The organism is Pseudomonas sp. LTR0 (genome assembly GCF_036630035.1).
Lineage (GTDB): Bacteria > Pseudomonadota > Gammaproteobacteria > Pseudomonadales > Pseudomonadaceae > Aquipseudomonas > Aquipseudomonas putida_Y.
This window is the reverse complement of sequence record NZ_CP123734.1, coordinates 3,603,898-3,623,081: the sequence shown is the minus strand read 5'-3', so window position 1 is coordinate 3,623,081 and position 19,184 is coordinate 3,603,898. Positions and strand designations below refer to the sequence as shown.

Annotated in this window: 21 protein-coding genes and 3 pseudogenes; 14 read left to right on the top strand and 10 right to left on the bottom strand. The window is 60.6% G+C overall.

Annotated elements, in window-relative coordinates:
- The first annotated feature begins 13 nt into the window (after positions 1–13).
- Positions 14–1,255, top strand: coding sequence for a lipoprotein-releasing ABC transporter permease subunit (locus QCL51_RS16745; RefSeq protein ID WP_021785413.1), 1,242 nt, complete (start codon positions 14–16; stop codon positions 1,253–1,255).
- Positions 1,256–1,294: 39 nt separating this feature from the next.
- Here QCL51_RS16745 and cinS read toward each other — a convergent pair whose 3' ends face one another.
- Together cinS and cinR are read right to left on the bottom strand one after the other, a co-directional pair.
- Positions 1,295–2,647, bottom strand: a complete 1,353-nt coding sequence (cinS, locus tag QCL51_RS16740) for a two-component system sensor histidine kinase CinS (protein WP_053870450.1) — start codon at positions 2,645–2,647, stop codon at positions 1,295–1,297.
- Positions 2,644–3,324, bottom strand: coding sequence for a two-component system response regulator CinR (cinR, locus tag QCL51_RS16735; protein WP_020193569.1), 681 nt, complete (start codon positions 3,322–3,324; stop codon positions 2,644–2,646). The genes cinS and cinR overlap by 4 nt, the downstream gene beginning before the upstream one ends.
- Positions 3,325–3,526: 202 nt before the next feature.
- Here cinR and QCL51_RS16730 point away from each other — a divergent pair, with 202 nt between their 5' ends.
- Together QCL51_RS16730 and queF are read left to right on the top strand one after the other, a co-directional pair.
- Positions 3,527–4,054, top strand: coding sequence for a cupredoxin family protein (locus tag QCL51_RS16730; RefSeq protein WP_103469272.1), 528 nt, complete (start codon positions 3,527–3,529; stop codon positions 4,052–4,054).
- Positions 4,055–4,122: 68 nt separating this feature from the next.
- Positions 4,123–4,953 carry an NADPH-dependent 7-cyano-7-deazaguanine reductase QueF gene (queF, locus tag QCL51_RS16725; RefSeq protein ID WP_021785410.1) on the top strand — a complete coding sequence of 277 codons (831 nt, stop codon included), beginning with the start codon at positions 4,123–4,125 and terminating at the stop codon, positions 4,951–4,953.
- Between the two features lie 32 nt (positions 4,954–4,985).
- Here the strand turns inward: queF and QCL51_RS16720 are convergent, their stop codons facing one another.
- Positions 4,986–5,249 carry a DUF4404 family protein gene (locus QCL51_RS16720; protein ID WP_003248815.1) on the bottom strand — a complete coding sequence of 88 codons (264 nt, stop codon included), beginning with the start codon at positions 5,247–5,249 and terminating at the stop codon, positions 4,986–4,988.
- 122 nt (positions 5,250–5,371) lie between these two features.
- Positions 5,372–5,935: a hypothetical protein gene (locus QCL51_RS16715; RefSeq protein ID WP_053870451.1), complete on the bottom strand. Its 564-nt coding sequence runs from the start codon at positions 5,933–5,935 to the stop codon at positions 5,372–5,374.
- 201 nt (positions 5,936–6,136) lie between these two features.
- On the opposite strand from QCL51_RS16715, the gene QCL51_RS16710 reads away from it, so the two are divergent.
- A complete protein-coding gene (locus QCL51_RS16710; RefSeq protein ID WP_021785408.1) occupies positions 6,137–6,844 on the top strand; it encodes a VacJ family lipoprotein in 708 nt (235 codons plus the stop codon).
- 34 nt (positions 6,845–6,878) lie between these two features.
- On the opposite strand, the gene QCL51_RS16705 is transcribed toward QCL51_RS16710, so the two are convergent.
- Positions 6,879–7,178 carry a PilZ domain-containing protein gene (locus QCL51_RS16705; RefSeq protein ID WP_021785407.1) on the bottom strand — a complete coding sequence of 100 codons (300 nt, stop codon included), beginning with the start codon at positions 7,176–7,178 and terminating at the stop codon, positions 6,879–6,881.
- A 271-nt stretch (positions 7,179–7,449) separates the two neighbouring features.
- Between QCL51_RS16705 and rssB the strand changes: the two genes are divergently transcribed.
- On the top strand, positions 7,450–8,634 hold the full coding sequence (rssB, locus tag QCL51_RS16700) for a two-component system response regulator RssB (RefSeq protein ID WP_021785406.1): 1,185 nt from the start codon (positions 7,450–7,452) through the stop codon (positions 8,632–8,634).
- Positions 8,631–9,113 carry an anti-sigma factor antagonist RssC gene (gene rssC, locus QCL51_RS16695; RefSeq protein WP_021785405.1) on the top strand — a complete coding sequence of 161 codons (483 nt, stop codon included), beginning with the start codon at positions 8,631–8,633 and terminating at the stop codon, positions 9,111–9,113. Before rssB ends, rssC begins: the two co-directional genes overlap by 4 nt.
- A gap of 75 nt (positions 9,114–9,188) precedes the next feature.
- Here rssC and QCL51_RS16690 read toward each other — a convergent pair whose 3' ends face one another.
- The 3 genes from QCL51_RS16690 to dusA all read right to left on the bottom strand — a co-directional run bounded on the left by QCL51_RS16690 (position 9,189) and on the right by dusA (position 13,312).
- A complete protein-coding gene (locus tag QCL51_RS16690) occupies positions 9,189–11,039 on the bottom strand; it encodes an alkaline phosphatase D family protein (protein ID WP_103469271.1) in 1,851 nt (616 codons plus the stop codon).
- Between the two features lie 179 nt (positions 11,040–11,218).
- Positions 11,219–12,145, bottom strand: coding sequence for a transaldolase (gene tal / locus QCL51_RS16685; RefSeq protein ID WP_021785403.1), 927 nt, complete (start codon positions 12,143–12,145; stop codon positions 11,219–11,221).
- Positions 12,146–12,301: 156 nt separating this feature from the next.
- Positions 12,302–13,312 (bottom strand): tRNA dihydrouridine(20/20a) synthase DusA, encoded by a 1,011-nt coding sequence (dusA, locus tag QCL51_RS16680; RefSeq protein ID WP_028697573.1) that lies wholly within the window; start codon positions 13,310–13,312, stop codon positions 12,302–12,304.
- A 94-nt stretch (positions 13,313–13,406) separates the two neighbouring features.
- Here dusA and QCL51_RS16675 point away from each other — a divergent pair.
- A pseudogene (locus tag QCL51_RS16675) lies at positions 13,407–13,684 on the top strand (site-specific integrase); the annotation flags it as partial.
- 247 nt (positions 13,685–13,931) lie between these two features.
- Here the strand turns inward: QCL51_RS16675 and QCL51_RS16670 are convergent.
- Positions 13,932–14,843 (bottom strand): LysR substrate-binding domain-containing protein, encoded by a 912-nt coding sequence (locus tag QCL51_RS16670; protein ID WP_028697574.1) that lies wholly within the window; start codon positions 14,841–14,843, stop codon positions 13,932–13,934.
- A gap of 134 nt (positions 14,844–14,977) precedes the next feature.
- Here QCL51_RS16670 and QCL51_RS16665 point away from each other — a divergent pair, with 134 nt between their 5' ends.
- The 5 genes and pseudogenes from QCL51_RS16665 (at position 14,978) to QCL51_RS16645 (ending at position 17,362) form a co-directional block, all read left to right on the top strand.
- Positions 14,978–15,277, top strand: coding sequence for a hypothetical protein (locus QCL51_RS16665; RefSeq protein ID WP_028697575.1), 300 nt, complete (start codon positions 14,978–14,980; stop codon positions 15,275–15,277).
- A gap of 28 nt (positions 15,278–15,305) precedes the next feature.
- Positions 15,306–15,914, top strand: coding sequence for a glutathione S-transferase (locus QCL51_RS16660; protein WP_021785393.1), 609 nt, complete (start codon positions 15,306–15,308; stop codon positions 15,912–15,914).
- Positions 15,915–15,990: 76 nt separating this feature from the next.
- On the top strand, positions 15,991–16,620 hold the full coding sequence (locus tag QCL51_RS16655; RefSeq protein WP_103469269.1) for a glutathione S-transferase N-terminal domain-containing protein: 630 nt from the start codon (positions 15,991–15,993) through the stop codon (positions 16,618–16,620).
- Between the two features lie 85 nt (positions 16,621–16,705).
- Positions 16,706–16,831 (top strand): annotated as a pseudogene (locus QCL51_RS16650) (site-specific integrase); the annotation flags it as partial.
- Positions 16,832–17,053: 222 nt separating this feature from the next.
- Positions 17,054–17,362, top strand: coding sequence for a chorismate mutase (locus QCL51_RS16645; protein ID WP_103462723.1), 309 nt, complete (start codon positions 17,054–17,056; stop codon positions 17,360–17,362).
- 45 nt (positions 17,363–17,407) lie between these two features.
- Here QCL51_RS16645 and QCL51_RS16640 read toward each other — a convergent pair whose 3' ends face one another.
- Positions 17,408–18,034, bottom strand: a complete 627-nt coding sequence (locus QCL51_RS16640; protein WP_181005108.1) for a LysE family translocator — start codon at positions 18,032–18,034, stop codon at positions 17,408–17,410.
- A 165-nt stretch (positions 18,035–18,199) separates the two neighbouring features.
- Here QCL51_RS16640 and QCL51_RS16635 point away from each other — a divergent pair.
- A pseudogene (locus QCL51_RS16635) lies at positions 18,200–18,316 on the top strand (IS5/IS1182 family transposase); the annotation flags it as partial.
- Positions 18,317–18,500: 184 nt separating this feature from the next.
- Positions 18,501–18,953 carry a hypothetical protein gene (locus QCL51_RS16630; protein WP_338443770.1) on the top strand — a complete coding sequence of 151 codons (453 nt, stop codon included), beginning with the start codon at positions 18,501–18,503 and terminating at the stop codon, positions 18,951–18,953.
- The last annotated feature ends 231 nt before the right edge of the window (positions 18,954–19,184 follow it).

Genomic DNA, 19,184 nt, shown 5'->3' with positions numbered 1-19,184 from the left:
GGTGATTTCGTACATGTTCAGACCCTTGCCCATCTTTATCGGTGCGCGCTACACCCGAGCCAAGCGTCGCAACCACTTCATTTCGTTCATCTCGATGACTTCGATGATCGGCCTGTCGCTGGGCGTGCTGGCGATGATCGTGGTGCTGTCGGTGATGAACGGCTTCCAGCGCGAAATGAGCTCGCGCATTCTCGGCCTGGTGCCGCATGCCGCCATCCTGGGTGTGCAGCCGCTGGACGATTGGCACAAGGTGGCCGACGCAGCCACGAAGAATCCGGCGGTGATGGCTGTGGCGCCGATTACCGAGATGGAAGGCATGCTGTCATACAAGGGCGCCATGCAGCCGATCCAGGTGGGGGGTATCGACCCGGCCGAGGAGGGCAAGGTTTCCATCGTTGGCCAGCACATTGTCCAGGGCCGCCTGCAGGACTTGCAGCCAGGTGAGTTTGGCGTGGTCATCGGCGAGCTGACCGCACGGCGCTTCCGCCTGAACACCGGCGACAAGCTGACCTTGATCGTGCCGGAAATCAGCAAGGAACCGGGTGGCATCACCCCGCGCATGCAGCGCCTCACCGTGGTCGGCATCTTCAAGGTCGGCGCCGAGCTGGATGGCTCGCAGGCCTATATCCATGTCGCTGATGCTGCCGAGATGCAACGCTGGGCGCCGGGCCAGGTGCAAGGTGTGCGCCTGAAGCTGCACGACCTGTATGCCGCTCCGCAGGTGTCCAAGGCGATTGCCGCCGGGCTTGGCGACGCCTACCGCGCCGATGACTGGTCGCATACCCAGGGCAGCCTGTTCAGCGCCATGAAGATGGAAAAGACCATGATCGGTCTGCTGCTGATGATGATCATCGCGGTGGCGGCGTTCAATATCATCGCCACCCTGGTGATGGTGGTGAACGACAAGGGGCCGGACATTGCCATCCTGCGTACCTTGGGCGCCACGCCGGCGCAGATCATGGGCACGTTCATGGTCCAGGGCAGCCTGATCGGCATTGTCGGCACGCTGATTGGTGGCGTATTGGGCGTGATTGCGGCGTTCAATGTCAGCCAGATTGTCGGTTGGCTGGAGCGGGTTAGCGGGCAGCACATCTTCACGTCGGATGTGTATTTCGTCAGCAGCTTGCCGTCGCAATTACAGTGGGGGGATGTGGCGATCATCTGCACCGCCGGCCTGGTGATGAGTTTCCTGGCGACCATTTACCCGGCCTACCGGGCGTCGCAGGTGCAGCCGGCGATTGGCCTGGCGGTTTGATGTTTGCCTGAGATCCTGGGGGCGTCAAGCGCCCCAGGGTTACCGAGCTTGAGTGAAGTCGATCACGAATCGGGTCCACCCACCGTCGCACTCCGCCCGTATGCATCCGCCATGGGCCTGCACGATCGACCGGGTAATCGCCAGGCCCAGCCCCGCATGCTCGCTGCTGCCTTCCCGCCGAGCCGGGTCCACCCGGTAAAACCGGTCGAACAGCCGTGGTAGCGCCGTCGGGTCGATAGCCAGCCCGGTATTGGCCACGTTGATCGTCGGCCCCGGCCCCAGGGTCACCTTTATCTGTCCTCCTGCCGGGGTGAAGCGCATGGCGTTGTCCAGCAGGTTGGACAGCGCCCGGCGCAGCATGTGCTGGTCACCCAGCAGCACGGCTTCACCCTCGCGCAGCATCTGCACGTCGCTGTCTTCGGCCAGTGGCGCGTAGTATTCCAGCAGCGCATCCACCTCGTCATGCAGCGCCAAAGGCGCGTGCCCCGGTACCAGCAGGCCGTGGTCGGCCTTGGCCAGAAACAGCATGTCGTTGATCATCTGCGCCATCCATTGCAGCTCTTCCAGATTGCCATGCAGCGCCTCGCGGTATTCTTCGAGGCTGCGTGGGCGGGTGAGGGTGACCTGGGTGTGGGTCAGCAGGTTGGACAGCGGCGTACGTAACTCGTGGGCGATATCGGCCGAAAACGCTGACAGGCGCTGGAAGGCATCGTCCAGGCGCTGCAGCATCGCGTTCATGCTGCTGGCCAGCTCGGCCAGTTCTTCGGGCATCTGCGCCACCGGCAGACGGGTGGTGAGGGAGCGCGCTGACACGCTGGCGGCCACCTGGCCCATCTGCCGCAATGGGCGCAGGCCGCTGCGGGCGGCCCAGGCACCCAGTAGTGCGGTGGTTAGCGCCGACAGGCCGACCGTCAGCCAGATCAGCCGTTGCATGCCTTGGAGGAAGTGCTGATGGTGGGTGATGTCGAGGTACAGGGTCAGTTGCGGCGACTGCATGGTGCCCGGCGTCAGGGGTACGGACAGGCTGCGGTAGTCGATGCCTTGTGTATGCAGGGTGGTCAGCCCGGTGTTCAGTGCTGCTTGCGGCAGCCCGCTGCGGCTTTCGAACCAGGTGGCGCCATTGCTGGCGCTGATACGCAGGGCCAGGTCGGCCTGGTGGCTCAGTTCATCGTGCAGGGCAGGCAGGCGAGCCAGAAGCTCATCAGCCGTGCTGACGCCAGCCAGTTGCGTACGGAACAATGACAGGCGCGAGTCCAGCAGTTGTTGGTCGAGCTCGATGAAGTGCTGCGCGCTGGCCCGGCTGAATAACAGGCCGGCGCCCAGCGAGACGGTGGCGGTGCAGGCGGCGAACAGCAGGGCCAGGCGGCTGCCGAGGGAAATCCGGCGCATCACTCGGTGCGCTCTTCAAGTACGTAACCCATGCCGCGTACGGTGTGGATCAGCTTGTTGGGGTGCGGGTCGTCGATCTTCAGGCGCAGGCGACGGATAGCCACTTCGATCACGTTGGTGTCGCTGTCGAAGTTCATGTCCCACACTTGCGAGGCGATCAGCGATTTTGGCAGCACCTCGCCCTGGCGGCGCAGCAGCAGTTCAAGGAGTGAAAACTCCTTGGCGGTCAGGTCGATGCGCAGCCCGGCGCGCTCGGCGCGGCGGCGAATCAGGTCCAGGCGCAGGTCGGCCAGGCTCAAGGTAGTGTCCTGGCTCGGGCTGGTGCCACGGCGCAGCAGGCTGCGTACCCGGGCCAGCAGTTCGGAAAAGGCGAATGGCTTGACCAGATAATCGTCGGCGCCCAGTTCCAGACCATGCACGCGATCCTCGACGGCGTCGCGGGCGGTCAGGAACAGCACCGGCGTATCCAGGCCAGCCTGGCGCACGGCCTGAAGGATCTGCCAGCCGTCGCGGCCGGGCAGCATCACGTCGAGGATCAGCAGGTCGTGGTCGCCGGTCAGGGCGAGGAACTGGCCGGTTTCGCCATCGGTAGCCAACTCGGTGGCAAAGCCGGCCTCGCTCAGGCCTTGGCTCAGGTACTGGCCGGTGCGGGCCTGGTCTTCGACGATCAGCAGTTTCATGCACTGTCCATAATCTGAAAGTTAGCGTAGCCAATGGGCGTTGTTTTACCCTGCTAGCACAGGGGCAATGTGATGGCTGAAATGATACGTGACGATGTGCCCGCTCGCCCAAGCTGACAAAGTTGTAATGTGCCTGTCAGGTAGCTGCCAGTCGCCCCCGGCTAATGTGGCTTCATCCCGATTGTGTAACCCCGGAGTCATCATGAAACACCTGTTCATTGCCGCCACCCTTGCTTTGGGCAGCTTGCCGGCTTTTGCTGGCCAGGCGCAGACCTTCGCCTTCGGCGAGCCTGCCCCGGCGGCCAAGGCCACCCGTACGGTCAACGTGGTGCTCAAGGACATCGCCTTCGAGCCAAAAAGCCTGCAGGTAAAAGCCGGCGAGACGGTGCGCTTCGTGCTGGTCAACGAGGGCAAGCTGCCTCACGAATTCAATCTGGGCGACAAGGCCATGCATGCCGAACACCAGAAGGAAATGGTCGCCATGCAAGGCAAGATGTTCACCGAGGCCATGAACCACGACGGCATGGATCACGGCAAGATGATGAACCACGGCCAAATGATGGGCCACGGTGACGGCCATGGTCACGGGGGTGGCAACACTGTGATGGTCATGCCCGGCCAGCGCGCCGAGCTGACCTGGACCTTCCGCCAATCGGCGCCCATCGAGTTTGCCTGTAACGTGCCGGGGCATTACCAGGCGGGTATGGTCGGGACATTGACCATTGAGTGACTGGCCCTGCAAGGCGGGGTGCAAAACCGGTAGACTAGAGGCAATTTCGAACCTCTAGGTCAGTTTCCATGCATCCCGCTGCCGAACATTCCCCGCTGGGCAAGTCCAGCGAATACATCGCCACCTACTCCCCGGAACAGCTGTTCCCGATCCCGCGTACTGCCAAGTGGGCCGAGCTGGGCGTTACTGCACAGACCTTGCCTTGGCAGGGGGTGGATTACTGGAACTGCTTCGAGCTGAGCTGGCTGCTGCCTTCGGGCAAGCCGGTGGTGGCGATCGGCGAGTTCGCCATCCCGGCTGATTCGCCAAACATCATTGAGTCCAAGTCATTCAAGCTGTACCTCAACTCGCTGAACCAGACGGTGTTCGCCTCGCTGGGCGAGTTGCAGGCATGCCTGCAAAAAGACCTGTCCGCCGCTGCCGGCAAGCCGGTGGGGGTGAAGGTTCGCACGTTGGCCGAGGTTGAAGCCCAGGGTGTGGTGGCTTTACCAGGGCAGTGCATCGATGCACTGGACGTGGCCATCAGCAACTACGAGCAGCCGCAGCCAGAACTGTTGCGCTGCAACCCGGAGCGGGTGGTGGAAGAAACCCTGCACAGCCATCTGCTGAAGTCCAACTGCCCGGTCACCGGCCAGCCGGATTGGGGCAGTGTGGTGGTCGAGTACAAGGGCAGGGCGCTGGATCACGCCAGCCTGCTGACCTATCTGATCAGCTTCCGCCAGCATGCCGACTTCCATGAGCAGTGCGTGGAACGGATTTACCTGGACTTGAAGAATCTGCTGCAGCCGGAGCACCTGACGGTCTATGCGCGCTATGTGCGCCGCGGTGGGCTGGACATCAACCCGTACCGCAGCACCGGGGCGATCAGCCCGGATAACAAGCGCCTGGTTCGGCAGTAATACAGGGGGCCGCTTTGCGGCCCCCCGCTATTTCAGATCCCCATGCTGTGCAGCGAGTTGGCTATGCTGCGCAGGGTGGCTGTGAGGTCGGGGTGGTCGGCCTCGAAGCGTTCGATCGCAAGGTTCACGCCGTCCACCAGGTTGTTGTCTGGCGTGGCTTCCTCAAGTTTCAGTTGCGCCTCGATCTGGCGCGCCTCTTCGTGCAGGGCGGCCAGCTCTTCTTCCGAAAGCGGTACGTTGCGGTCCAGTTGCTCGCGCAAGCTGTTCAGGCGCTCTTGCAATTCGCGGGCAGGCATTGGCTATTCTCCATCAATGGCTTGGCAAGCCATGGACCTCGGCGACGTGGCAAAGGTTCTGGCCTGCCTTCAGGGTAATCTACCTGCTGCCGATTTGCATGATCCGCGTCAAGGGTGCTGTATCAGGGTTTTTCACCCTTGCGTCGGCGCTGGGCGATGTCCTGCAGGCAGGTGTCCAGCGCTTCCAGATGGTCGATCACCGAGTGCACGCCAAGGCTGAACAGCGCCAGCGTCGCCTTGCTGCGCGCCAGGTCCTGCTCTTGCGGGCTCATGGCTTGCCATTGCGCAGAAGTGCGGTCGCATAGCGGGCTGCAGGCGGCCAGGCCTACCGTCCACAGGCCGGCGTTAAGGCCAGACTGCAGCAGGCGTGGGTCGCCGCTGACCAATACGCAGCCATCCAGGCGTTCGCTATCCAGCGCCATCAGTGCCTGCCAGCAAGCGTTTGGCGCTGGCCAGTGCACACCATTGACTGAATGCCCTGGCAGCCAGTCGGGTAGTACATGGGCCAGGTGCTCGCTTTGCGTGGTATTGAGGTCATCCAGCCAGATGCACGGCACTTGGCGCTGACGCAGGCTGGCAAGGGTGGCCAGGGCGCCGGGGGCGGGTGAGGGAGCGCCATTGGCGGCCTGCACCAGGCAGCCGCGCAAGCCGAACAGTACAGCAGTGAAGGCGGGCGCAGTGTCCATGGCAACTTCCCCCAAATGGTTCGAAGGCTATGCGTTGATTGTTACCGTCCTGTGACAACGGCCTCTGTGCAACAGTTGTTCACAAAATATTGAGCAAAAATGTGTAAGGCTGTTTATCAGCCCGCAAGTCTCTATACTGCCGCCTTGATAGCAGCGCGAACTGTTGCGCTTGCGGCCGAGAAATTCGATGGAGAAACACCTATGCGTAGGATCGGTGCCAGTGTGATCGAACGAGTCACCCAGGCCTGTGTCTGCGCCAGCATGCTGCTGGCGCCCGTGGCTGCCACTCAGGCCGCCACCGAGGAAGATCCCTGGGAAGCGGTCAACCGCCCGATCTTCCGCTTCAACGATACCCTCGACACCTATGCCCTCAAACCATTGGCCAAGGGCTACCAGGCGGTCACTCCACAGTTCCTCGAAGATGGCATCCACAACATCTTTCGCAACCTGGGTGACGTGACCAACCTGGCCAACGACTTGCTGCAGCTCAAGCCGCATGCGGCAGGCGTGGATACGGCGCGGTTGATCGTCAACACCACCTTCGGCCTGGGTGGCTTCTTCGATGTGGGTACCAAGATGGGCCTGCAGCGCAATGACGAAGACTTTGGCCAGACCTTGGGCTACTGGGGTGTGCCGAGCGGGCCGTATGTGGTCATCCCGCTGCTGGGCCCAAGCACCGTGCGTGACGGCGTGGCCAAGTATCCGGACACCTACACCAAACCCTATCGCTACATCGACCACGTGCCTACGCGCAACTCGATCTTCGCGCTGGACGTGATCGACACCCGCGCCAGCCTGCTCTCGGCCGAAAAGCTGATTCAGGGTGACAAGTACATCTTCATTCGTAACGCCTACCTGCAGAACCGCGAGTTCAAGGTGAAGGATGGCGAGGTCGAAGACGACTTCTGATCTGTGAACCTGGGGCCGCAATGCGGCCCCTTGTTCAATGCATGGCCAGAATCCGCAGCCCGAACTTCTGCTGCCCGCCCGGCTGGTCGGCAATCCACACCACTTCGGTGCTGGCGTGCAATCCCTTCAGTGCCGGATGGTCGGAGTCGATCCGCACCTCTATGCGATCACCCACCAAAAAATGCTGCGGCGCCTGTACCTGCATGCCGCCGCTGGACAGGTCCAGGCACACCGCCGCAATCACCTGGCCTTCGTGCAAAAGGCTGATCTCGGTGTCGATGCGCATACGAATGAAGTCGCGTTTCTCGCTGTGGCTGGAGGGCGTGTGAGGCATGCTGCATCCTTCCCGTCGGGTTGCGCTGGTCGACTTTCTTATAACTCCCGGTGATTTGCCCTGTAAAGAGCAGCGAGGTCGACCCCTGCATGCTTGAAACCCCTGCCGGATGGGAGTACCGTCTGCGCCTTACAAGGTACCTCTGAACAGTTGCCGGGCAGGTGTTCTTGTCCTACAACTCAAGTAGAGTGTGACCATAAAGAATTCCCGTAGCTGGCCGTCTGCCTTGCCGACACCGCTGCACCAACCTAAATCGGCGCCGTTCGCCCACATGCAGAAAACCAGTGCAACGCTGCTGATCATCGATGACGACGACGTGGTCCGTGCTAGCCTCGCCGCCTACCTTGAAGACAGTGGTTTCAGCGTCCTCCAGGCCGGTAATGGCCAGCAGGGGCTTCAGGTCTTCGAAGAACACCAGCCCGACCTCGTGATCTGCGATCTGCGCATGCCGCAGATGGGCGGCCTCGAACTGATCCGTCAGGTCAGCGAGCGTGCGCCGCAGTTGCCGGTGATCGTGGTGTCCGGTGCCGGCGTCATGAGTGATGCGGTGGAAGCGTTGCGCCTGGGCGCCGCCGACTACCTCATCAAGCCGCTGGAAGACCTGGCCGTACTCGAGCATTCGGTGCGCCGCGCCCTCGACCGCTCGCGCCTTGTGCTGGAAAACCAGCGCTACCGCGACAAGCTCGAAGCCGCCAACCGCGAACTGGAGGCCAGCCTGCACCTGCTGCAGGAGGACCAGACCGCCGGTCGCCAGGTGCAGATGAACATGTTGCCGGAAAGCCCCTGGGTAGCCGGCGAGTTTGCTTTCGAGCATCAGATCATCCCGTCGCTGTATCTGTCGGGTGACTTTGCCGATTACTTCCGCGTGGACGAACGGCGTATCGCCTTCTACCTCGCCGATGTTTCCGGGCACGGTGCATCATCAGCGTTCGTCACCGTCCTGCTGAAGTTCATGACCACGCGGCTGTTGTTCGAATTCAAACGTGGCGGCAAGATGCGCGAGTTCAAACCTTCGCAGGTGCTTAGCCATATCAACCGTGGGTTGATCAACTGCAAGCTGGGCAAGCATGTGACGATGGTGGGCGGGGTGATTGACGAAGACACCGGCCTGCTGACCTACGCCGTTGGCGGCCATCTACCGCTGCCGGTGCTGTACACCCCCGAGCACACCCGCTACCTGGAAGGCCGTGGCCTGCCGGTAGGGCTGTTCGATGAGGCCACCTACCAGGACCTGGTGGTGGAACTGCCCCCGCAGTTCAGCCTCAGCCTGATGTCCGATGGCATTCTGGACCTTTTGCCGGGTGATACGCTCAAAGATAAAGAAGCCGCCTTGCCGGAGATCGTCAAGGCAGCAGGTGGCAGTCTGGATGGGCTGCGTCAACGATTTGGATTGGCTACGCTTGGGGAGATGCCGGATGATATCGCCCTATTGGTGTTGAGCAGGAACCTTCAATGAGTACCGGTAGAATTCAGTTCGCCGAGCAGAGCGGTACCTTCGTACTGAAATTCGTTGGTGAAGTGCGCCTGACCCTGTGTTCGGCGCTGGATGCGACGATCGAGAAGATTTTCACTGCGCTGAACTTCTCGGCGATTGTCATCGACCTGACTGAAACCGAGAGTATCGACAGCACCACGCTGGGCCTTCTGGCAAAGCTGTCGATCCTGTCGCGGCAGAAGGTGGGTCTGCTGCCGACTGTGGTGACTACCAATCCAGACATTTCACGGTTATTGCAGTCGATGGGCTTCGATCAGGTGTTCAACATCGTCGATCGGCCGATTCCCTGCCCCGAATGCCTGACCGACCTGCCGTCGCAGGACCAGAGTGAAGAGGTGGTGCGTTCCAAGGTGCTGGAGGCGCACAAGATCCTCATGGGCCTGAATGACTCCAACCGCGAAGCCTTCCATGACCTGGTCAATGCGCTGGAGCGGGGCTGATCTATAGCCTGTGCCGGCCCATCTGCGGGTTTGCCCGCGAAAGGGCCAGTAAAGGCAGCCGATTTTTCGCTTTATCTATTTTCTGCCAACGAACTCAGTCGCTTCATTCCCGCCTGCATCCAGCTGATACACCCGCGCCGGCCGCCCCTGTTCATCAAAGAACACCTGTCCCAGCCCCGCACCATTCCACAACCGTTCCCCCGCCTTGCTATGGTTCGGCGTGCGCGGCACCACTTCCATCTCCCGGCGCTTGGTAAACCAATTCAGTGGTGAACGCGGCGCGTACAACCAGCGGTTGAGCCGGTCGAGTACATCCAGCAAACGCCGAGGGAACTCGTTCTTGATCCCGCTACTGGTCACCTGCCACAAGTGCGGGCTGCGCTGGCGGTGGCGAATCAGCACCTCATACACGAACGAGTAATGCACATCCCCCGACAGCACCACGTAGTGCCCCGGTGTGCGCGAGTGGCGGAAGATATTGAGGATGACCTGTGCTGCACCGCGGTGGGCCATCCAGTTCTCGGCATCCACCAGCAGCGGGTAGCCCAGCCAGCTGAACACCTTCTGCACCGTTTCAATCAGCTTCACCCCGAAAATCGGCGCAGGTGACACGATAACCGCCGAGGGATGATCGAGCAGTGCTTGCTGCAATTCACTCAGCGCTTCCCAGTCCAGCAGGCCGGACGGCTTGGCCAGGTTGCTTTCGCTGCGCCAGCGCCGCGTACGGGTGTCCAGGACCAGCAGTGGTGGTTCTGTAGGCAGGCTGAACTGCCAACCCTGGAAGCGCAGCAGCTCGCCAATCAGCTCATCCTGGTTCTGGCGGGTCAGCACCTGGCACTGTTTGATCAGCGGATTGCAATCGTCCGGGTTGTTGCCCCAGGCCTGGCAGAGCAGGTAGCCGAGCAAGGCGTTGCCAATGATCCTTCGCGAAAATGGGTGGCCGTAGGCCGTTTCCTCCCACTGCGCCGAGAGGTTCCAGTCGTCGGTGATGTCGTGGTCGTCGAAGATCATCAGGCAGGGCAGGTGGGCCATCACCCGTGCCACCTGACCTAGATTGTCGGCAAACCCCTGAATCAGCGGCAGCTCATGCCGGTATCGGGCTTGATGCTCGTCGCTGAGCCCGCTGGGGATGCCCAGGTCCACCAGCTGCCAAGGCACCGGCGACCACACCAACAGGTACATGGCCATGACTTCGGCCAAGGTCACCAGATGGTTGTCGGCGTTGCTGGACGAGAAGATCGGCTTGCGCTTGCCGCCGAAAAAGCGCTCGCGCAGGGTGTCGTTGCGCTCCAGCGCCGGCAGCAGGTCGGCGCGGTGGTAGTAGCTGGCCGGGTGCTGGTACAGCGCCTGGCTGTCGGCTACCACCGCACCCTCCAGTTGCTCGTCGAACAGGCCCAGGCGCGAGATCAGGCTATGAATGGCGCGCAACATGGGGCCAGCGACATCGTCGGCGTAAACCTGGTCGCCCGTCATCAATAGCACGGCGGGGCGGTCTTCGGGCCTCTTGCACGCCTGCAGCAGGCGGTCGGCGCACAGCAGGCCATCGGCCGCAGGGTGGTGCGGCTTGCGGCAGGAGCCGTGCAGCAAGTGGTCGAGGCGCTCACGCAGCACCAGGCTCGGGCGTGGGTTGCCGGGGTAGAGCAGGTGTGGGGCCCAGTCGGCGATACCCTGGCCGTTGATCAGCAGGTCGTAGTCGAGCAGCTGGTTGCAGGGCAGGGGGCTGGCGAATTGGATGTCCAGCAGGTGAACGTAGGCATGCCGGCCAATCGGCACCACCTGGCAATCGACTTGGGCCTCGCTTGCCAGGCAGACGAACTCGGGCTGCAGCGGTTGGGTAGTGACCAGCCAGACGGCCAGACGCTGGGGTTCCAGGCGGCGCAGTACCGGGCCGGCGAGAACGAGGGGCAACGGGTTAGGGGAGGTCATCGACAGCTCGGGTGGCTATGGCGGCCTGTTCGCGGGCAAGCCCGCCCTCACCTCGATCGGTGTAGGAGCGGGCTTGCCCGCGAACAGGCCCGAGAATTCAATACACAACTAAGGCGTGGCAAACAAAACGGGCGGAAAATACTGAGCTCTTCCCGCCCGTCGGGCAAACCCGAACTGTATCAGGCCTTTTCAGCCATCAACTTCTCCAGCTTTTCCTGGTCCCGCGCAAACTGGCGGATACCTTCGGCCAGTTTCTCGGTGCCCATGGCGTCTTCGTTCATCGCCCAGCGGAACTGGCTTTCGTTCAGGTGCTGCTTGGCTTCACCGGCGTTGCCCGGTTTCAGCACCTGCGGCAACTCACCTTGGTCATCACTGAGCTGCTGCAGCAGCTCGGGGCTGATGGTCAGGCGGTCGCAGCCGGCCAGTTGTTCGATCTGGCCGATATTGCGGAAGCTGGCACCCATGACCACGGTGTTGTAACCATTGGCCTTGTAGTAGTTGTAGATGCGCGTGACCGACTGCACGCCCGGGTCCTCGGCGCCCACGTATTCCTGGCCGGTGCTCTTCTTGTACCAGTCGTAGATACGGCCCACGAACGGCGAAATCAAAAACACCCCGGCATCGGCGCAAGCCTGGGCCTGGGCGAAGGAGAACAGCAGGGTCAGGTTGGTCTGGATGCCTTCTTTCTCCAGCTTCTCGGCGGCGCGAATGCCTTCCCAGGTGGAGGCCAGCTTGATCAGCACACGCTCTTTTGGCACTCCGGCCGCCTCGTACAGCGCAATCAGCTGACGAGCCTTGTTCAGCAGCGCTGGCTCATCGAACGACAGGCGTGCATCCACCTCGGTGGAGATACGCCCCGGGATGACCTTGAGAATGCCCGAGCCCACGGCCACCGCAAACTTGTCGCAGGCCAGGTCGACATCACCCTTGGCGTCGGCCTTCACCTGTTTCAGCAGGTCGGCGTAGCCCGGGATGGCAGCAGCCTTTAACAGCAGCGACGGGTTGGTGGTGGCATCGACCGGCTTCAGGCGGGTGATGGCGTCCAGGTCCCCGGTGTCGGCGACCACGGTGGTGAACTGCTTGAGTTGTTCCAGCTTGGAGGTCATGGGCGTGCTCTGTCCTGTGCATTTACTCGACATTACCCGAGCCCCGGCAGCCGCTCAAGGGCCGCCGAAACCCTGCGGACCCGCTGGTCCGCACAGGGCTGTAGGAAAGGTGAAGATTCGAGTCGCAAGCAAGCCCGAGGTTCCCTTCCTCTGAGGTCATCGCCCCTGCAACAACTCCACGGCCTGGTCAAACACCGCCAAGGGTTCAGCCGCCTTGTGAATGTCAGCCGACAGCAGCTGGCGGAAGCGCCGCGCCCCTTTGAATCCTTGGGCCAGCCCCAGAATATGCCGGGTAACGTGGTGCATCGCACCGCCGCTTTCCATATGCGCCACGATGTAAGGCCGCAGTTGCGCCAATGCCTCGCTACGGCTGACCACCGGCGCATCGCTGCCAAACAGTTGCTGGTCCACCTCGGCCAGCAGATAAGGGTTGTGATACGCCTCGCGCCCCAGCATCACGCCATCGAAGGTTTCAAGGTGTGCCTGGCATTCGTCCAGGGTCTTGATCCCGCCGTTGAGCACGATCTCCAGGTCCGGGAAGTCCCTCTTCAACTGCGCTGCGATGTCATAGCGCAGCGGCGGGATCTCGCGGTTCTCTTTCGGCGACAGCCCTTCCAGAATCGCGATGCGTGCATGCACGGTAAAACTCCGGCAGCCGGCCTCACGCACCTGGCCGACGAAGTCGCTCAGTTCGGCGTAGCTGTCACGGCCGTTGATACCAATGCGGTGCTTCACCGTGACAGGCGTCGATACGGCATCACGCATGGCCTTCACGCAGTCGGCCACCAGCGCCGGGTGAGCCATCAGGCACGCGCCGATCATGTTGTTCTGCACCCGGTCGCTTGGGCAGCCAACGTTGAGGTTGACCTCATCGTAGCCCGCTTCTTCAGCCAGGCGCGCACATGCGGCCAGGTCGGCCGGCACACTGCCGCCCAGTTGCAGGGCCAACGGGTGCTCAGAGGCATCGTGGCGCAGGAAACGGTGGGCGTCGTTGTGCAGCAGGGCACCGGTGGTGACCATTTCGGTGTAGAGCAGGGTTTGCCGGGAGAGCAGGCGCAGGAAGAACCGGCAATGTCTGTCTGTCCAGTCCATCATCGGTGCAACGCTGAAGCGTCGGGACGGCTCAGGGCGCGTGGTTTGTGGCTTTGAAGCTAGTTCTAGGGGCATTCTGGTCTACGCATTTATGTACCACTTTTCGGGTTTTTTGGTGAGACAGTGGTGTGATGTAGCACCGCCATTCACGCTTGTACCCCCGGAAATCATGGTAACAATCAGAGCAAGGAAAAAGGCCGATGGAACGGTCAGCTATACCGTCCAGATCCGCCTCAAGAAAAAGGTGTCCTAGTCTACCAAGAAGCCCAGACGTTCGCCCGTAAGCAGGCAGCGCAGGCTTGGGCGAAGCGACGAGAGACAGAGTTGGCAGAGCATGGTGCCATCGAGCGGGCCAACCGTGGATGGCACGCAATCAAGGCCATGATTGATCGCTACCTGTTGGAAGCCGAGAAAGCCCGGCCGCTGGGTAGGACGAAGCGGCAGACCCGCCTGGTTTGTACGACGCGATACCCAGCCATGCGCCAAGACGTTCGCGTGCAAAATCCTCAGGAACAATTGGCCCGAAAAAACGTAGGAGCGAGCGCCAGCTCGCGATGCGCCGCGCGGGCGGCGCTCGGTCTGATAACCACCAAAAACCTCATGACGAACACCTTAAGGCCCCCACCGAACCCAATGCCATGACCGTCCGCTCCGGGTCGGTTAGCAGCCCCTTGGCAAGGGCAACAATCGGCCATCATCGGACCGTTTTGCTGCCATGATCCAGTTTGTTCAGATATTCAGCGACCTCATGTGTCAGCCAACTTGAGAACACCTGCTGCTTTGTTTCCGAACGCTCGCGGTTGGGTAATACCAGCCAATACGGGTAGGGATAGGGAGCGATCACGGGGGAGAGTTGCACCAACTCCCCTCGTTGGATCGCGTCGTGCACAAGGCTGCGGCGCTCCAGGGCGATCCCCTGGCCCAAGCGCACGGCTTGAAGCACCAGGTTGGAGTCGTTGCTGCACAGGCCGATGCGTGGGACTTCCCTATCCAGCCCGGCCGCTTGACACCACGGTTGCCATGATTCCATGTTGAAAACAATGTTGCTGCTGATGATCTCTTCAGGGGTCTGTGGTAGCACCCCGCCGTTGAAGTGCGGAGCGGCAACCACCAACGTCTCGTCATGAAAGAGCAGATGCTGCTCCACCCCGTCCCAGTCGCCCTTGCCCATGCGGATCCCTACGTCGACAGATTCCCGCGTCAGGTCCGATAGCGCCAGATTGGCCTGTAGCCGGACGCTGATATGCGGCTGTAATTGCTGGAAACGTGGCAAGCGGGGCAACAACCAGCTGAATCCGAACGAAGGGAGAACGGCGACCACCAGTTCCGTTGACTTGGGTTGCGTCTTGATCAGTCGCGTGGCTTCGGCGATTCCGCCCAAGCATTCGCGGATCTGCAAGGCATACAGTCGTCCGTCCTCACTGACCCGCAGACCCCGTCCCTCACGGACGAACAGGGTGACGCCGATCATCTCTTCCAACACCTTGATCTGCTGGCTGATGGCCGAATGGGTGACATGCAGTTCCTTGGCGGCTGCGGTGACGCTCCCCAGCCTTGCAACCGATTCGAAGCAGCGTAGGCAGGTGATAGGAGGAATATTCGACATGTAAGTATTTCTTACAAATAGTGGAAAAAAAAACTGATTTATAAGTGGCAAGGCTCTCATTAATGTAAGTGACGGTAAAGTCTTCGACTGGCAAGAGGAATGGAGCCATAGACGGTGCGTGGGGAGCACGGCAAATGACAACGGGTAATCCTGACTGTGAAGACCACCAGTGGTTGCAGATTTCATTGACCAGCGCGCAATGGGTTTCGGTGCGGTTTACTCACGACATCTACACGCGTGCGGTGAGCGGCAAGCATTGGATCAGCGCGGACGGTGTCGACTTCGCGATTGGCCCCGGCGAGCGCGTGAAATTGTCTGTCGGGCTAGCGCTGATTGATGGGGAAGGTCTTCTGCAACTGGAGCCAGTCAGGGCACAGAAGCAGCACCCGGCGTATCCGTTCCCCTGCTGTTCAAACGCCAGACAACGGCATTAGAGATCAACATCAATCAAGGAAACTATCGATGAAACTCATTGGGATGCTGGATTCACCTTACGTTCGCCGGGTAGCTATATCCCTGGACCTTCTAGGCATCGAGTTCGAACATGCCCCACTGTCGGTGTTCAGCACATTCGAAGAGTTTTCGAGGATCAATCCGGTGGTCAAAGCGCCGACTCTGCTGCTCGATGACGGCTCCGTACTGATGGACTCGACGCTGATCATCGATTATTTCGAGACCCTCAGCTCACCCGGGAGCAAGCTATTGCCAAGTCAACCGCAGGCGCTGGCCAGAGCTTTGAGTACATTGGGGCTGGCGCTGGCGGCATGCGAGAAGACCGTCCAGATCGTCTATGAACACAATCTTCGACCGGCGGAAAAGCTTCATCAGCCCTGGGTCGAACGCGTCACCCGGCAGTTGCTGGCGGCGTGCGCGGAGTTGGACAAACAATTGGCGGCACAAGCGTCGCACGGGGTGCGCCCAGACCAGGTTGAGGTCACTTGTGCGGTGGCCTGGTCGTTCATGCAGTTGATGCTGCCCGATGTAGTCAAGGCCAGCGATTTCCCGGCCATCAATGCCCATGCGGCCCGCCTGGAACAGACCGATCTGTTCAAGCGTTATCCGATTGCCTGAGCCCTGGCGGAACGGGCCGGGCTCAACCGCGCCGATTGCCCCTCCCGCCACTGATTGGTTTTTGCGAGCCGTATCCATGTACACACTTTATTTCGCGCCGACGGCCAATGGTCACAAGATCCTGATCATGCTAGAGGCGCTTGGCGTGCCTTACCGGATCCGTCGGATAAACCTGGCGCAGGGTGAACAACACCAGCCGGACTTCGCCCGCCTGACAATCCACCGAAAGATCCCGTTGTTGGTCGATCACGATCAGGCGCTGATCCTGCCCGAGTCCGGAGCTATCCTTCAATATCTGGCGGAAAAGCACTTGCGATTCCTACCGTGCGTAGGGCCTGAGCGCTATGCGGTGCTCCACTGGCTGGCCTGGCAAATCAGCAGCCTGGGGCCGATGGCCGGGCAGAACTATCACTTCATTCATCAAGAGGCCGAAGGCAACGAGTACGCAAGATCGCGCTATCAGGAACAAACCGTCCATTTGTTCAGCACAGTGGAAAAGGCTTTGGCCGGACGCGATTTCATTGCTCGGATGTACTCGATTGCCGACATGGCCATCTATCCCTGGCTGCGCATCCACGCTCAATTGCAGGTGGATATCCAGACATTGCCCAATGTGGCCGGTTATCTGAAGCGAATGGCGGCCCGTGAAGAAGTGCTGACCGCCTATGCCAAGGGGGCAAGGTCAACATCGACGCTCCCGGGATGATGCACCGGGAGTCTCCCTGAAATAGCCCAGACCGGACAAATAGCCGGAATGGCCTCCGCCAATCATGCTCGTACCACCGGGAATCATGGCAACGATCAGAGCAAGGAAAAAGGCCGATTGGACGTTTATCTATCCCGTCCAGATCCACCTCAAGAAAAAGGATGTCCTGGTCTACCAAGAGCCCCAAACCTTCGCCCGCCAGCAGGCTGCTTGAGCCTGTGCGAAAGATGGTTCGTGTGGAGGATCTGCATTTTCGCGATCTGCGCCACGCAGGCGTGAGTTGGTTATTCGAAATGGATTGGAATATCCCTGCGGCGTTACACCCTCTGAGGCGCGTTAAGCAGACCTGGCATAGCAGCTACACTGCACGACCCGATCACCCACGACAGCCTGCTTCAATCCAGCGCAGGCTCATGAAAAGGAAGTCAAGCAAATGGATGTACCTTGCACCTCTCTGGACGAAGTCCGTCAACGGATTGATGAAATCGACCGCAGCCTCGTTTCGCTTCTCGCCAAACGTGGAAGGCTCGTAACGCAAGCAGCAGGCTTCAAGAAAACCACCGATGATGTGCGTGCGCCTGCCCGGGTCGAGCAAGTGATCAAGAAGGTTCGTGAGATGGCTGACGAAACCGGTGCCTCGGCTGAGGTGGTGGAGCAGGTCTATCGGGCGATGATTTCGGCCTTCATCTCTGAGGAACTGAACACCCATGCGAAGCTGGCCGACGAGGCTTCTGCATCGTGATGAAGTGCGGGGCTCATATGCAGCTCCGCCGCCTTTTCCTGCTTGCTATCTCTGGCTCAACGCCGCAATCGAAACGCCAGACGCGACGAAGGTGAGGCCTGCGCCCACGTTCAGCCCATTCACCAGCCGTGGCCGCCGATACAGGTAGCGAGACAGCCCCGTGGCGAAAATGCCCATCAAGGCAAACCCCAATGCAGTGAGTGCAGCGAACCACAGGCCGTAAACCATCATCTGCACACTGACCGACCCGCGTGCGGGGTCGACGAATTGGGGAATGAACGCCAGCACGAACAAACCTGGCTTGGGGTTGAGCGCAGCCGACAGCAGACCGGTCAGAAAAATGCTGGACAGAGATTGCCTGGACGCCGGCTGAAAGCTTATCAGGCTACGAGCGCGCAGAACCTTGATCCCTAGCCAGAGCAGATAGCCGGCACCAATGAGCTTGATCACCCAAAATGCGAGCACCGAGGTTTGCATCAGTAGGGTCAAGCCTAACGAAGCGGCTGCAACGTGAAACAGAATGCCTGCGCCTGACGCCATGCCGGATACAGCCGCTGCGACTTTACCCTGGCTGAGACCGCGACCAATGGCCAACAAGTTGTCAGGGCCCGGTGCCAGCACCAACAGCACGCAGGCGGCGGTATAGGCGAACCACACGCTCATGGGAAACACGGCTCTCTCCTTAAGCCTGATGAAGCATCCATCCTGACGGTGTGGTACGCCAATAGCAAGGCGGAACCTCAAGGGCTGTTAGCACTGGCGGGCTCGGCCCTGCTTGGTTGGCTGAGGATTCTCCGAACACGTCAGGACGGGGCAGACTACCTGTGCTGACATAGTCGTCCGCTCAAGCGCCAGTTCGGTTATGTGAAGACTCGCTTTCGTGGCTTGGCCAAGAACACTGCACAACTGACCACGTTGTTTGCGCTGTCGAACCTTTTGATTGGGCGCCGATAGTTATTGAACGCTGCGCTATCGGCCGAAAAATGGACTGGCGCGGTCGAGATTTTGCTTACTACGCGCTCGGGAAAACGTGATCGGCGTTTCCCAGGCAGCCTGTCGGAATGCGAGAACTTTGGTGTCTGTGTCAGGTCCAACCTGCACTTTAGCTATCCACTCGCGTCTCCGGAGCCGAACAAAAATGAGAAAACCTTTGGTTGCTGTCTTTGCTTGTGCATTGGCACTCGGAATGACGGCATTCTTGCCCGCCGATATCTCCCCTATCAGTTCCGCTTATGCCAAGGGCGGCGGTGGCGGTGGCGGCGGTGGCGGTGGTCATGGCGGTGGCGGCGGACATGGTGGTGGAAACGGCGCCGGACATGGCGGTGGCATGGGAGGGCATAGTGGAAGCGGGAAGGGCCTTGGAAGTGATCACGCTGGAAAGGCGACACGCGATCATGGAGTAAGCGGCAATCATTATGGAGGCTCGCGCAACAGCGACAACGGTCATGGCACCACCACCTCGGGTGTCGCTCACTCCAAGGACACTCGCGGTTTGGCCAAGTCCACGGCCATCTCTCGAACGACGCCAGGCGATCATAATTCTAAAGGCCTCAGCAATGCTGTCGGGTCTTCTTCAAAAAATGATCGATGATTTGCCCGCATCCATGCAGTACCGGCTTTAGCGTGCACGTAAGCTCAGCGTAGGCCGGGCTAATTGAAAGGGTCACCCCCACACCCTGCGAGGGCTAAGCTTTCGCAGGGTGTTTTGTTTTGGAGATCATCACCACCAGCGAGTCAGCACGGGGTGGGATTGATCTCGGTAAACACAGTTTCCACCGGCATGGTCATGACCCGTTGGGCCAAGCGGTGTTTCGCAAGAAGG

Coding starts and splice junctions, on each gene's coding strand:
- QCL51_RS16745 (WP_021785413.1), top strand. CDS start 14: ATGTTCAGACCCTTGCCCATCTTTATCGGTGCGCGCTACACCCGAGCC.
- cinR (WP_020193569.1), bottom strand. CDS start 3,324: ATGAAACTGCTGATCGTCGAAGACCAGGCCCGCACCGGCCAGTACCTG.
- QCL51_RS16730 (WP_103469272.1), top strand. CDS start 3,527: ATGAAACACCTGTTCATTGCCGCCACCCTTGCTTTGGGCAGCTTGCCG.
- queF (WP_021785410.1), top strand. CDS start 4,123: ATGCATCCCGCTGCCGAACATTCCCCGCTGGGCAAGTCCAGCGAATAC.
- QCL51_RS16720 (WP_003248815.1), bottom strand. CDS start 5,249: ATGCCTGCCCGCGAATTGCAAGAGCGCCTGAACAGCTTGCGCGAGCAA.
- QCL51_RS16715 (WP_053870451.1), bottom strand. CDS start 5,935: ATGGACACTGCGCCCGCCTTCACTGCTGTACTGTTCGGCTTGCGCGGC.
- QCL51_RS16710 (WP_021785408.1), top strand. CDS start 6,137: ATGCGTAGGATCGGTGCCAGTGTGATCGAACGAGTCACCCAGGCCTGT.
- QCL51_RS16705 (WP_021785407.1), bottom strand. CDS start 7,178: ATGCCTCACACGCCCTCCAGCCACAGCGAGAAACGCGACTTCATTCGT.
- rssB (WP_021785406.1), top strand. CDS start 7,450: ATGCAGAAAACCAGTGCAACGCTGCTGATCATCGATGACGACGACGTG.
- rssC (WP_021785405.1), top strand. CDS start 8,631: ATGAGTACCGGTAGAATTCAGTTCGCCGAGCAGAGCGGTACCTTCGTA.
- QCL51_RS16690 (WP_103469271.1), bottom strand. CDS start 11,039: ATGACCTCCCCTAACCCGTTGCCCCTCGTTCTCGCCGGCCCGGTACTG.
- tal (WP_021785403.1), bottom strand. CDS start 12,145: ATGACCTCCAAGCTGGAACAACTCAAGCAGTTCACCACCGTGGTCGCC.
- dusA (WP_028697573.1), bottom strand. CDS start 13,312: ATGCCCCTAGAACTAGCTTCAAAGCCACAAACCACGCGCCCTGAGCCG.
- QCL51_RS16670 (WP_028697574.1), bottom strand. CDS start 14,843: ATGTCGAATATTCCTCCTATCACCTGCCTACGCTGCTTCGAATCGGTT.
- QCL51_RS16665 (WP_028697575.1), top strand. CDS start 14,978: ATGACAACGGGTAATCCTGACTGTGAAGACCACCAGTGGTTGCAGATT.
- QCL51_RS16660 (WP_021785393.1), top strand. CDS start 15,306: ATGAAACTCATTGGGATGCTGGATTCACCTTACGTTCGCCGGGTAGCT.
- QCL51_RS16655 (WP_103469269.1), top strand. CDS start 15,991: ATGTACACACTTTATTTCGCGCCGACGGCCAATGGTCACAAGATCCTG.
- QCL51_RS16645 (WP_103462723.1), top strand. CDS start 17,054: ATGGATGTACCTTGCACCTCTCTGGACGAAGTCCGTCAACGGATTGAT.
- QCL51_RS16630 (WP_338443770.1), top strand. CDS start 18,501: ATGAGAAAACCTTTGGTTGCTGTCTTTGCTTGTGCATTGGCACTCGGA.